Annotated in this window: 10 protein-coding genes; 1 reads left to right on the top strand and 9 read right to left on the bottom strand. The window is 68.8% G+C overall.

Annotated features, from left to right (window positions below; all coding sequences use genetic code 11):
• Window positions 1-4 precede the first annotated feature (4 nt).
• Window positions 5-817 (bottom strand): septum site-determining protein MinC, encoded by an 813-nt coding sequence (gene minC / locus V7067_RS03750; RefSeq protein WP_334174540.1) that lies wholly within the window; start codon window positions 815-817, stop codon window positions 5-7.
• Window positions 818-1,320: 503 nt separating this feature from the next.
• On the opposite strand from minC, the gene V7067_RS03745 reads away from it, so the two are divergent.
• The gene (locus tag V7067_RS03745) at window positions 1,321-2,430 is read left to right on the top strand and encodes a LacI family DNA-binding transcriptional regulator (protein ID WP_334174539.1); all 1,110 of its coding nucleotides are present in this window, start codon (window positions 1,321-1,323) and stop codon (window positions 2,428-2,430) included.
• Between the two features lie 407 nt (window positions 2,431-2,837).
• On the opposite strand, the gene V7067_RS03740 is transcribed toward V7067_RS03745, so the two are convergent.
• The 8 genes from V7067_RS03740 to V7067_RS03705 form a co-directional block, all read right to left on the bottom strand.
• Window positions 2,838-4,430: a sigma 54-interacting transcriptional regulator gene (locus tag V7067_RS03740; protein ID WP_334174538.1), complete on the bottom strand. Its 1,593-nt coding sequence runs from the start codon at window positions 4,428-4,430 to the stop codon at window positions 2,838-2,840.
• Entirely contained in the window at window positions 4,427-5,623 is a 1,197-nt protein-coding gene (locus tag V7067_RS03735; RefSeq protein WP_334174537.1) for a PAS domain-containing protein, read from the bottom strand. The genes V7067_RS03740 and V7067_RS03735 overlap by 4 nt, the downstream gene beginning before the upstream one ends.
• A gap of 40 nt (window positions 5,624-5,663) precedes the next feature.
• Complete coding sequence (locus V7067_RS03730; protein WP_334174536.1) at window positions 5,664-6,407, bottom strand: type 1 glutamine amidotransferase; 744 nt, start codon at window positions 6,405-6,407, stop codon at window positions 5,664-5,666.
• Window positions 6,408-6,645: 238 nt separating this feature from the next.
• Window positions 6,646-8,133: a glutamine synthetase family protein gene (locus V7067_RS03725; protein WP_334174535.1), complete on the bottom strand. Its 1,488-nt coding sequence runs from the start codon at window positions 8,131-8,133 to the stop codon at window positions 6,646-6,648.
• 54 nt (window positions 8,134-8,187) lie between these two features.
• Window positions 8,188-9,522: a hypothetical protein gene (locus tag V7067_RS03720; protein WP_334174534.1), complete on the bottom strand. Its 1,335-nt coding sequence runs from the start codon at window positions 9,520-9,522 to the stop codon at window positions 8,188-8,190.
• 29 nt (window positions 9,523-9,551) lie between these two features.
• Window positions 9,552-10,772 carry an FAD-dependent oxidoreductase gene (locus V7067_RS03715; protein ID WP_334174533.1) on the bottom strand — a complete coding sequence of 407 codons (1,221 nt, stop codon included), beginning with the start codon at window positions 10,770-10,772 and terminating at the stop codon, window positions 9,552-9,554.
• Between the two features lie 4 nt (window positions 10,773-10,776).
• Window positions 10,777-10,965 (bottom strand): ferredoxin, encoded by a 189-nt coding sequence (locus V7067_RS03710; RefSeq protein ID WP_334174532.1) that lies wholly within the window; start codon window positions 10,963-10,965, stop codon window positions 10,777-10,779.
• Window positions 10,966-11,004: 39 nt separating this feature from the next.
• A complete protein-coding gene (locus tag V7067_RS03705; protein ID WP_334174531.1) occupies window positions 11,005-12,216 on the bottom strand; it encodes a cytochrome P450 in 1,212 nt (403 codons plus the stop codon).
• Window positions 12,217-12,360: the final 144 nt, after the last annotated feature.

Here is a 12,360-nt window from a genome sequence, read left to right as displayed (position 1 = left end):
TCGATCAGCCGAGCGCTGCCACTTTCATCGCATCGCCTTCGAGCCAGGCCTGAATCGGCTTGCCTCTGAGCTCGGGCGCGAGATCTTCGGTTGTCTTGTAGAGCCCGTCGATGGCGAGCAGTTCCGCTTCCATCTTCCGGCAGAAAATGCGCGCCCGCGGGTTGCCGCCGCAGCCGGCAATCGCCCGGCCGCGCAGCGCGCCATAAACATGGATCGATCCGCCGGCCATGATCTCGGCGCCGGAGGCGACCGAGCCCAGCACCGTCACATCCCCTTGCGGGAAGAACACCGACGCGCCGGAGCGCACCGGCTCCTCGATCAGCAGCGAGGCAGCCTCCTGATGGCCGCCGCGCGTGGCGGGCTCCATGCGCGGCATGTCATTGAGAGCCGCCGGTTCGGGCGCAGATTCCGGGGCCGCATCCGGCCCGCCGGTCACCACGCCGCCCGGCGCCGGGCCGTTCGCTGCCGGGCCGGATACCGTCTCCGGCACCGCCTCGACATCCACCACCTTGCCGCCGGTAAAGAGCGGCGGCATCTCCGGGGTCACCCACGAGGGCTTCGCCCCTTCCAGCCCCACCACCCGCACGCCGCGTTCGCCAAAGCCGGCCAGCAGCTTCTCCACGTCCTCGCGCTCATGGGCGACACCGGAGACGTCGAGCACCACCGGGCGGGTCCGGAAGAACCCGGGCGACTGCGCCGCCCAGGCATCGAGGCCGGCGAACCAGGCGTCAAGCGGCTCTTCCGGCGTCAGAACGAGCGCCAGATAGGAGCGGCCACGGAACCGTATCGGCAGGCGGGGGCGAAGGGCGATCGTCACGGGACACTCATCTTTGCTTTGCTCCAGTCAGCGCCCATATGGTTAACTCCGGGTTAACGCGGGTTAACGGACCGTTGCCGGAATGTGGAAAGGCTTCGTTAACACCCCGATGGCCGCCGGCCGGGTCGCCGCGGCCACAGCCAGCCCGGCGCCGGTCCGCCCGGCCGCGGTAACAGGCTGCCGTCAGATTATCCCGCACGCGATTCGTCCCGCACCGCCGGGCACGGCGTGGCAGCCGGCGCGCGGGGCGCAGGCGGGTTGCGGCCGGGCGGTTGCCGGGCGCGCGACGTTTGGCGGGCAGCCACCGGAGCCTGCGGGGCAGCCGCCCCGTCCTGCCCCTGTCAAAGGCTGAACGTCCTTTCAAAACAGGATCCTGCAGCCGTTGTGCCGGCCGGCAACTGCGCCCGGTTGCCGGGGCCGGGCGCGGCGCGGCGCGGCGCATCGGGAAAGGAGCAAAATCAACCGCCGCGGCCGATATTGTCGGCAACGGCGAAACGTGAAAAATGAACGTCAGGCTTCGCCTGAGGAGAAACGCCCTGTCCGATCCGTCCAACCCGGCCGACCCGACCGACCCGACACTGACGAGCCCGGGCACCGCCCGGCCGGAGGCTGTCGCCCTGCCCGCGCCGGCTGCAACCGTAACCCTGACCGAAGTTGCCGCCGCGGCCGGCGTCGGCGAAAGCACCGCCTCGCGCGTGCTGCGCAACCACGGCTCGTTCTCGGCCGCCACACGCGAGCGCGTGCTGGAGGCCGCCGCCCGGCTCGGCTATGTGCCGAATCGCATCGCCGGCACGCTCGCCTCGGCCGGATCGAATCTGATCGGCATCCTCATTCCCTCACTGACCAACATCGTGTTCTCCGATGTGCTGCGCGGCGCCAATGCGGTGATCGACGCGGCCGGTTATCAGGCCGTCGTCGGCGTCACCGATTACGATCCGCGACGGGAGGAGGCCCTCGTCACCAGCATGCTGGCCTGGCGACCAGCCGCCATGATGCTCGCCGGTCTGGAGCACTCCGAACGCACGCGGCTGCTGCTATCCGCCTCTGGCGCGCGGGTGGCGGAACTGCTCGACCTCGACGGCCCGGGCATGGATCTGGTGGTCGGCTTTTCCAACGAGGGCACCGGCGAGGCCGCTGCGCGCCATCTCCTTGCCCGCGGCTATCGCCGGATCGGCTATCTGGGGCGGGATTTCGCGCGCGACATCCGCGCCGGCAAGCGCTATCGCGGCTTCGTCTCCACGCTGGCGCAGGCCGGCCTGTCGCTCGTCGACGAGGAATTCCTCGGCTCGGGCTCGTCGGTCGGCGCCGGCCGCACCGGCACGCAGGCGCTGCTGTCACGCTCGCCCGCCATCGATGCGCTCTATTTCGCCAACGACGACATGGCGATCGGCGGCTATTTCCACTGCCTCGCCAGCAATATCGCCGTGCCCGAGCGGCTGGCGCTGTTCGGCCACAACGCGCTCGATGTCGGTCGCTTCGCGCCCCGCCCGCTCTCCACCGTCCGCACGCCGCGGGTGAGCGTGGGCGAAACCGGTGCGCGGCTGCTGCTGGACGGGGCCCCGGCACAGGTCGTCGACCTCGGGTTTGAACTCATCGACGGCGCCACGAGCTGAAGCCGGCCGGCACCGTCAGGTGCCGCCGCCCGGCAGGCAGAGCCATCCGGACGGCAGCACCGGCGCGATGGCGGCGGCCTCTGAGGGGACAGAACGGCCAACACCGGCAGACGTTTCGCGGGGGCAGACGAAACATCCCTTGCATCGCACCGCCGCGGGCGTTGCCATGATGGCACCGGAGCGTCACGACCGGGCGCCTTAAGGGGCGGACGCCCGGCCGCGGCAGCGGCCTGCGGCACGCGCGGGCCGGCGGACCGCCGCAAAGCGGCCCGGACGACAATCCCGCGCGGCCGTCATTTGGCGCCTTTTCAGCCCAACCACAAGGTGTCGCCGCGTGCATCACGCAGGCTTGACCGCGCGCCCTCAGCACGGCCGCAGGGTGCTCGCCGTGCGGGCGCGTGGTGCTCTCAGCGCGGGCGCGTCGTCTTGCGCACCAGCGTGGCAATATCGACGCCGAGGTGACGGGCGGCCTCGCGTTTGGAGCCGTAACGCACCAGCGCCTGCTGAATGACCTGATCCTCGAAGGCGCGCGTCATCTCCTTCAGGCTCGCCCCCTCCGCAGACTCAGCCGGCCCCGGCGGCAGCACCGCCGGTGTCGCATCCGGCGCCGGCAGTGCCACGGCAGCGGCGGGCGCTGCGGCCTCGTCCGTGGCCGCCGGCGGCAGCGCCATAGCCGTCCCGACCAGACCCGCCCCGACCATGCCCATTCCGGCCGCGCCGGCGGCGGGCACGCCGCTGAACATCGCCGGCGGCAGGTGCTCGGGCAGCGCAGTCTCATCGGCGACGATATCGAGATATTCGACGATGGAGCGCATCTCGCGCAGGTTGCCGGGGAAATCATGGGCCAGAATCGCCGCCCGGCAGGCCGGCGAAAGCCGCAGCGGCCGGCCGCGCGCCCGGTTGGCCCGCGTCACCAGCCCGTCGAGCAGCGCCGCGCGGTCCTCCCGTGCCCGAAGCGGGGGAATCTCGACCGGGAAGGTCGCGAGGCGGAAATAGAGATCGCGGCGGAAGGTGCCGGCCCGCATCATCTGCGCCAGATCGCGGTTGGTGGCGGCGACGACGCGCGTCTCCACCTTGCGCGCCACGGCCGAGCCGACCGGCTGGATGGTGCCGTCTTCCAGAAATTTGAGCAGCTTGGCCTGCGAGGCCAGCGGGATTTCGCCAACTTCGTCCAGAAACAGCGTGCCGCCGCCGGCACTTTCCACGAAGCCGCGCTTGCCGGCCTGCAGGGCACCGGTGAAGGCGCCGCGCTCGTAACCGAACATTTCCGATTCAAACAGCGTCTCGGGAACCGAGCCGCAGTTGACGTGGATGAAGGGGCGGTTGCCATCGCCGGCCGAGAGATGAATGTGACGGGCGATTTCGGTCTTGCCGACGCCGGATTCCCCCAGCAGCAGCACCCGGAAGCCGCGCCCGTAGGCCCGCCGCGCGCGCTCCAGCTGCAGGGCCAGCGACGGCGGGAAGGAAAGGTCGCGGCCGCCGTCCACCTCGCTGCGGCTCAGCACCCGGCTCTGCCCGCTGCGCTTCATGCGCTCCCAGCCATCGGGATCGCGCAGCCAGTAGAGCGAATAGCCGCGGGTGTGGCCGCCCGCCATCAGCACCCGCCGCGTGGCGTGATAGACGCGGCCGGAAGAGCGCACCCGCACGCTGCCCTGATTCTGCCCGCGCTCGGCCGCCGCCACGAACGCATCCATATCGAGATCGCACTTGCGCAGGAACAGACTGAAGGGCACCCGCTCGGGCAGCGTGCTGCGACCGGCCAGCGTGCGGGCGGCCGCGGAAAGGAAGATCACCGTCTCGTCGGGGTCCACAATCAGCATCGGATCCGGCATCAGATCGGCAAAGCCGCGGAAACCGGCCGAGGCCACCAGCGCCTCGATCTCCTCCCGGCCGACCGACGCGACACCGCGAACGCCCAGACTGAACGACTGAATCTCCGCCGGCCGGGTCACGGATGGAGAGACCACAGACGGCGGCGGAACCATGGGCGACTGTGTCATGGGGCCGGTCTCCGTGCGGACGCGAACGGACGCGGGCGGCCCGGTGCCGCACGGCGACGCACAACAAGCACATCCCATGTTTCATTGGCGGCACCGTCCACCTCGCGCCAGTGGACATCCACGAGGCTGCGCGCGCCGTCGCCCGCCGTCAACTCCACCGCCCGCCAGCCCTTGCGGGCCGGCCCCTGCTGCGGCACGCACTGCGCCACATGGCGGCGCAGTGCCGCCTCCAGCCCGTCGCGGCCGCCGAACTCGTCGGCAAATGCCCGGTTGCGGCAGACGAGGCGGCCGGATCGCGCCATGACCACGACCGGATCGGGAATGGCGTCAAACACACGCTGCATCGATTCCACCCGGTCGGCGGAACTGCTGGCGGCCTCGGTCTGCTCGGTGATGTCGCGGCAGTTGCCCCACAGCCGCAGGAGGAAACCGTCTGAGATTTCGGCGCGAACGTCGTTGCGCAGATAGAGCGGCGTGCCGTCGTGGCGGTGGTCGATGCTGAGCGCACTGTCGATGGCGTAGTTGGAATCGATGATCTGCCCGACAAAGCGCTCGTTCGCCTCGCTTCTCGGCCAGTAGAGACGGACGCTCTGGGTGTTGAAGTCGATTTCGTCCGGCAGATCGTAAAGCGCCGCCATGGCGCGATTGCACATCTGCCACACCGACTGGTTCTCGAAGACCTGGCGGATCACTTCCTCGCGCGGCTGCGTCACATCCACCGGCTCGATGAAGACAATGCCCCAGTGCGCCTCGGTGGCATCGCTCACGATGTTGCGCAGCAGCCGCTCGTCGGCCGCCAGCTCGGCGTGATGCATGCCGACGGCGCCGTAATCCATCTTGGTCAGCCGCAACGCGATCTGATCCTCGAAGGCGAGGTAGCGCAGCCGGGCCAGCGTGGAAATCGCGCGGCCGCCCCGGCCGATCAGTTCCAGTTCCACCGTCTGCGGCACCCGCCCGTTCTGGCGGACGTGCAGCAGATCGCGGATCAGGTCGGCGGAGGCCGGCGCATAGAGCGAATCGACCGGCAACCCGACCACCATGTCCGGGCTCATGCCCAGACAATCCGCCTCCTCGGCATTGGCCCACAACACCCGGCCGTCGATGCCGATGATATCGACCATCAGATCGTCGCTGGCATCCATCGCATCGGGGTCGCTGCGCACATGCCGGAAAACCAGATCAGCGCCATCCACGGGGAGGTGTCCTCATCAATCAGACCGGCCGTCGGGCCCTTCAGGCTGCAACCGTGCCGACAACGCCGGCAAGGCGCAGGTAGTTCAGAATCATCCGCTCGCAGCCGGGTATGAAGTGATAGGCCGCGCCGCGGGCGGCGTCGATTTCCGCCCAGCACGTCGCCATGCGGTCGCAGGTGGTTTCCGGGTGAAACTGCACCGAGACCCAGTTGCCGCCGTGGTCGAGGGCGGCGGCCGGCAGGTTGGGCCGCGTTGCCAGCACCGTGGCGCCCGGCGACGGTTCGACCACCCGGTCGGAATTGCCGAAGAAGAACGGGGCCTCGTCGCCGAAGCCGGCAAACAGCGGATGGCTGCGCCCGGCCGGCGTGCGCGTGACCGGCAGGCTGCCGACTTCCGGCCCCGCCGGCGAACGCTCCACCCGGCCGCCCAGCGTCACCGTCATCAGCTGGTGGCCGCCGCAGATGCCCATCAGCGGCTTGCCCGTGGCCCGCCACCGCAGCAGCCACGCCTGCAGCGCCTGCTGCCAGGGATAGGCATCGGCCACCGAAGCGAACGACCCGCCCAGCACCACCGCGTCGATGGCGCCAAGATCGTCGGGCAGCGGCGCCCCCATGTGGGCATGGCAGCCGGCAAAGTCGAGCCCGTCCAGCACGCCCAGACTGTCGAGCAGCGCCTCGAAGGCCGCCGCCTCGTCGTCGTGGCCCAGCACGCGCCGCCAGATCTGCGGGTTCCACGAGCCGGGATTGGCAAACTGCGAAAGGAACAGAAGACGCGGCCGCCTCATGAATGCCCCGCAAGGCCCTCCGGCCCCCGGCGAGGGGGCACACGGGCACCAGATGACCAGAAAGAGAAGGTCCGGCGGCGGCAGACCGCGGGCCGGACGTGACGGACACTGCAAGGGACGCGCCAGCCGGCGCAGGCCGGAAAGTCCCGCCGTTTCAACACGCCGGATGCCGCCACCGCCCTGCCCGCGCTGCAACAATGCAGCGCGGGCAGGCGTTTTTGCAGCACACGGCCGCCTGTCAGGGCAGATAGTCCATGTAGCGCTCGTGATCCCAGTTGGTCACTTCCTTCAGGAAGCGCTTCCAGTCGTCCTGCTTCATCATGTCGTAGAGTTCATAGAGGCGGCCCGGCATGGCCTCCAGAATGAGGTCGTCGGCCTTCAGCGCCTCCAGCGCCTCGTGCAGGTTGAGCGGGATGGTGCGGATATCTTCCTTACCCTCCTTCATCACCTCCACCACGTTGCGGCTTTCCGGCGCGCCGGGATCGAGCTGGTTCACGATGCCGTCGTCCATGGCCTTGATCAGGGCCGAGCAGAACAGGTGCTGGTTGACCATGGCATCGACGGCGCGGAACTCGAAGCGGTCCGGCGCGGAGATGCGGATGGTGCAGGAGCGGTTCTGCAGGCCCCAGTTGGCCCCGACCGGCGCCCACAGGCCGATGTCGGCGAAGCGGCGATAGGAATTGACGGTGGAGGCGCCGATGGCCGTCAGCGCGCCGATGTGCTTCAGCGCCCCGCCCAGCACATGGTGGCCGATCTCGGTCGGCAGCCAGCCGCCGTCCTTGTTCTCGAACTCGTTGACGCCGCCCTTGGTGTAGGTGAACACCTCGTCCAGCCCGGGCAGTTCGCCCTCCACCAGATGCTGCACCGTCTGCTCGCCGCCGGTCCAGATCGAGCAATTGTGGTGGCAGCCGTTGGCCGGCACGCCCATCATGGGCTTGGCCATGAAGCAGGCGATCAGGCCACGCTGGCGGGCAACCTCGGCGCAGATCTGGCGATAGGTCGTCAGCCGGTCGCAGGTGCGCAGCGCATCGTCGAACGAGAAGTTCAGTTCCAGCAGGCCGGGGGCGTCTTCCACATCGCCCTGAATCATGTCGAGGCCCATGGCCTGCGCATACTCGTAGACCTGAATCCACAGGTCGCGCACCGACTCGAACTGGTCGATGTGATAGGCATAGGGCTTGGTGATGCCCTCATAGGGCGCCTGCGGATTGCCGGTCGGCTTCAGCCACAGCATCTCCGGTTCCGTGCCCACGCGCAGGTGCAGACCGTTGTGCTTTTCCCGGAACGCGCGGTCGAAGCGCTTCAGGTTGCCGCGCGTGTCGCATTCGTAATAGGCGCCGGGCTTGTGGGCGTCTTCCAGCGAATAGAACAGCGAGCAGAAGACGCGGCCGACCTTCTTTTCCCACGGCAGCTGCACGAAGGTTTCCGGGTCCGGCAGGGCAAGCGACTCGCCGTCGTTGGCCGAGAAGCCCATCAGGTTGCCGTTCATGTCGGCGGCAACGTTGGTCACGCCGCCAAGCCAGGTCTGCACGCCGCGCTTGGCCACATGCAGCCAGTGACGCGCCGGCACCGCCTTGCCCAGCACGCGGCCGGTGATCGTCACATACTGGAAGTAGATATGCTCAATTCCGAGTGCCTTGATCTTTTCCGCCACGCGCGCCACGCGCTCCTGACGGATGGGGTCGTTGATCTCGCGATAGAGATCGGTGTCCTGAAAATGGGTCATGATCTGTCCCTGCTCTCTGGATTCTTGTTCTTCGGACGAAGGTGACTGTCAGCGTCAGCCTTCGAGATAACGCTGGCGTTCGATCTGGCTGACCGCGCGGGCAAGCGCGGCGTGCTCGATCTCGCAGACGCGGGCGAAATGGTGTGTGAAGTCCGCGCCGAACAGACGGGCCGCGTCTTCGCTGGCCCGCAGCCGGGCGGCGGCATCCACGAGGTCGCGCGGCAGCGCAATGGCGCCGGGCGGAATGTCGTCGGGGCCGGCGGCCTCCGCCGGCGCCGGCGCCGCGATGCCGCCCTCGATGCCGTCCAGGCCGGCGCCCAGCATCAGGGCCAGTGCCAGATGCGGGTTGCAGTCGGTGCCCGGCAGGCGGAATTCCAGCCGCGCGGTATCGCCGGCAGACGGCGCGGAACGCACCGCGGTGGTGTAGGTCCACTCCGCCCAGCTCACCGACTTCGGCGCCCAAGAACCCGGCGCGAAGCGGCGATAGGCGTTGACCGTGTGGGCACACAGCGCGAAGGCCTGCGGCACCACCTTCGTCATGCCGCCGATGAAGTGCTTCGCCAGCGCGCTGGTGGTGCCGGCCGGATCGGAAAACAGGTTCTGCCCGGTCTGCCGGTCGATCAGCGACAGCGTGACGTGACCGCCGATGCCCGGGAATCCGTCGCCCAGATGCGGCATGAAATTCGCCGTCATGCCGCGGGCGCGGGCGAAGGTGCGGGCCGCGATGCGGAAGAACGCTGCATCGTCCGCCGCCCGCAGCGCCGGCACCGCGCCGAGCGTTGCCTCGAAGCAGCCGGGGCCCAGTTCGCCGGCGACCGAGAACACCGCCACGTCGTGCGCCCGCAGCGCGGCTTCGAGCGCGGCCACGAACGCGGCCTCGTCCGCCGCCGTCTGCCCGGACCAGCACTTGTTCTGCGGCACGAAGGCCGTGGGCGCGGAGAAGGCCTTGGCCCGCAGGCTTTCCGCGGTCTCCTGCAGGAAGATCACCTCGAACTCGAACGCCGCCTTCACGTCATAGCCGAGGGCGGCCGCCCGTTCGATCTGCCGCTTCAGGACGGTGCGCGGCATCAGCGGCGCAGAAGGGCCGGTGAAATCGGCGATGATCGTGGCCGCATTCGGCTCGAAGGCGAAGCGGCGCAGCGAGGCGGCATCGATGGCCGTCGGTTCGCTCAGGAAGGGCCCGCCGCCGAACAGCGCATCGGCGCTGTCCCAGTGCGCGAGCGTGTTGGCAAAGCGCGGATCGCGGGCAAAGGCGAGGAAGGCTTCGCGCCCGAGCCGGCGTTCGCGGAACGAACTCGCATAATCGAACTGACCGACATGCACGGTCTCGATGCCGTGCTGTTCCAGAAGCTTGCCGAGAGCGGCGGGGTCCGCGCTGGTCGCAGTCATGGTCTCAGATCCGTTGTTGGCGTGGACTGTCAGGCGGAAAGAAAGGCGCGCTGCCGCATCGCCTGCTGCGGCGGCAGGCCGATGGTGGCGACGCCGACAGGCTGGCCGCCGCGGCGATAGCCGACCGCGACGCCGGCGAGGATTCCGGCCGCGCCGTCAAGGCTGCCGGCCAGTATTTCGCTCTCCTCGCCCAGCGCCGGCAGGCCGAAGGATTGCAGGCGCAGGCCGTGCTGATCGCTCCAGAAGGTGGGCAGCGGCGCAAACGGCTTCTGCGGCATCTCCTTGCCCAGCAACCGCGCGGCAAGGCCATCGGCAACGCGGCGGGCGGTGAAGCCCGGAATGCACCAGTGTTCGACCCGGCGCGGAACGGCATCGAACAGCGGATTGGGGAAGCGGGCGATATCGCCCACCGCCCAGAGATCGTCGCGGTCTTCGACCCGCAGGTCGTTGGTGGTGAGAAGACCGTCCGACAGGTCCAGCCCGTTGCCGGCCATCCAGCCCACCGCCGGATCGGAGCCGATCGCCTCGACCAGCACGTCGGCTTCCAGCCGCTCACCGGTCGTGAGCGTCACCGCCGCAAGCCGCCCGTCCGCGGCGGTCTCCAGGCCGCAGACCTCCGCCGGGGCCACGACGCTGACCCCGCGGCTGCGGTGCAGATCCAGCATGGCGGCGGCAAACGGAGCGCCCAGCACCCGCGCCATCGGCAGGGCGGCGCGCGAGATCAGCGATACGCGGCAACCGAGCGAGACGGCGACGGAGGCCACCTCGCAGCCGACGAACCCGCCGCCGGCAATCACCACACGGGCACCGGGCCGCAGCGCCGCACGCAGACGCACGCTGTCTTCCAGCCTGTGCACCGTGATGCGCTCGCCCCACGCACCGGCAAGCGGCAGGTGCCGGGGCTTAAGCCCCGTTGCCGCCACCAGCACATCGAACGGCACCGACGCACCGTCCGCCAGCCGCACTTCGCGGGCCGCCAGCGACAGCGCCTTCGCCCCGGCGCCGAGGCGCCAGCCGGCCGCCTCCAGTTCCGGCCGGATGCGGAAGGCGACGCGGTCGAACGCCGCCGCAAGCCCCTCCGCCTTCGGATCGGTCACCAGTTCCTTCGACAGCGGCGGCCGGTTATAGGGCCGGTGCGCCTCGTCGCCGACGATGGTGATGGCCGCCGGATCGAACCCGGCATTGACGAGGCCTTCCAGCGTTCTGAGGCCGCCGAGGGAGGCCCCGACGATGACGATGCGGGGCGCCATACCCTCAGCCCTCGATCACGATGGCCTGCTCGGGGCAGACATCGACAGCGTCTTCCGCCTGCCGGCGCAGGCTCTCGTCGGGCTCTTCCACCCACAAAAGCTCGCCTTCCGGGCCGAAGGAGAAGATATCCGGCGCGGCGATGACGCACTGGCCGTGCATCAGGCACTTCTTCATGTCGACACAGACTTTCATGGCCTTACCCTCTGTCCTGTTTGATTGGTGAAGCGGGGCTCAGACTTCCGGATCGAACGCCATCGGCAGCGAGACCGCGCCGGTGTTGCCGCTGTCCGGCAGCCACACCGGGGTGCCGCTGAAGCGCGGGTTCTTCAGCCGGCGGGCCAGAATGGCCAGCGCTTCCGTCATGTCGCCGCGGGCGATGAAATGGCCGAGGCAGTGATGGGCCCCGCCGCCGAACCCGAAGTGCGGCTTGCGCTCGGCCGTGATGTCGAAGGATGCGTCGGGGAAGGCCCGCGGATCGGAGCAGGCCGCCTGCCCCAGCAGGTGCAGCGTCGTGCCGCGCGCGATTTCCAGATCCTGATAGGTGAAGTCCGTGACCGCCTCGCGGGTAACCCACGTGATGGTCGGGCGCACGCGCATCACTTCTTCCACCGCCGCCCGGCCAAGCTCCGGCTTTTCGGCCAGCAGCGCCCATTGCTGGGGATGGTTCAGGAACACATCCATCGCCAGCCCGAGCTGATTGCGCGTGGTGTCGATGCCGCCGAAAATGGCCAGCACGACCATGTCGAACAGTTCCTGATCGCCCAGCGCCTCCTGACTTTCGCGATTGGTGCGGATCAGGATGCTGAGGAAATCGTCGCCCAGCTCCTTTGCGCTGCGCTCCGCTATCAGCGCCCGGGCATAGTCGAACATGCCGTCGGTCGCTTTGTTGATGCGCTCAAGGTCCTGCCGGAAGGTAACGCCGAGGGCCAGCCCCATTTCGCCGGCGAGATCGGCGAGATGGCGCCATTCCGAATGCGGCAGGCCCAGCAGCGTGCAGATCACCCGCGTGGCGTAGGGCTCGGAGAAATCGGCCATGAACTCGCATTCGCCCCGGCCCGCGAAGCCGTCGATGAGTTCGTTGGCAAGGCGGGCGAATTCCGGCTTGAGGCTGGTGACGAGCTTCGGCGAGAAGGCCGGATTGGCAAGGCGGCGCAGGCGGGCATGGTCGGCCCCTTCCTGCGACAGCAGCATGCGGCTCCACCAGTCGGCGAAGCTGCCGGTCGCCTCGTTCATCTCCGGCCAGGCGTAGCTGCCCTGCCGCAGGCGCGGATCGCGCAACAGCTTCTGCATTTCCTCATACCGCAGCACCGCGATGCCATAGGGCGTGCGGGCATACCAGCTCGCCTCACGCGCCGCGGCGACTTCGGGCGCGCGGATGGAAAAGGCGGGGTCGCTGAGGTTGAGGAACGGCGCTTCAGCCTGCGCCACCGAGGCTTCGGACATCTCTTTGCTCCTGCTCTGGCATTTTTCCAATTAATGGCAAGTTCTGTGCCAGCGCCCGGATAAATCGCAACTCCCTGTTTTTATGACATTTTTTATTTGCGATTACTTCGCATCGATCATACTCGGATCATCCGCTGCAAAATT

It is taken from the genome of Pseudoxanthobacter sp. (assembly GCF_036822375.1).
Taxonomy (GTDB): Bacteria; Pseudomonadota; Alphaproteobacteria; order Rhizobiales; family Segnochrobactraceae; genus Pseudoxanthobacter.
The sequence above is the reverse complement of the archived record's forward strand: the minus strand, read 5'-3'. Positions and strand labels throughout refer to the sequence as shown.

Bases quoted from the DNA above. Each gene is read 5' to 3' on its own strand.
- V7067_RS03740 (WP_334174538.1), bottom strand. From the start codon at position 4,430: ATGACACAGTCGCCCATGGTTCCGCCGCCGTCTGTGGTCTCTCCATCC.
- V7067_RS03720 (WP_334174534.1), bottom strand. From the start codon at position 9,522: ATGACTGCGACCAGCGCGGACCCCGCCGCTCTCGGCAAGCTTCTGGAA.
- V7067_RS03715 (WP_334174533.1), bottom strand. From the start codon at position 10,772: ATGGCGCCCCGCATCGTCATCGTCGGGGCCTCCCTCGGCGGCCTCAGA.
- V7067_RS03710 (WP_334174532.1), bottom strand. From the start codon at position 10,965: ATGAAAGTCTGTGTCGACATGAAGAAGTGCCTGATGCACGGCCAGTGC.
- V7067_RS03725 (WP_334174535.1), bottom strand. From the start codon at position 8,133: ATGACCCATTTTCAGGACACCGATCTCTATCGCGAGATCAACGACCCC.
- V7067_RS03730 (WP_334174536.1), bottom strand. From the start codon at position 6,407: ATGAGGCGGCCGCGTCTTCTGTTCCTTTCGCAGTTTGCCAATCCCGGC.
- V7067_RS03745 (WP_334174539.1), top strand. From the start codon at position 1,321: ATGAACGTCAGGCTTCGCCTGAGGAGAAACGCCCTGTCCGATCCGTCC.
- V7067_RS03705 (WP_334174531.1), bottom strand. From the start codon at position 12,216: ATGTCCGAAGCCTCGGTGGCGCAGGCTGAAGCGCCGTTCCTCAACCTC.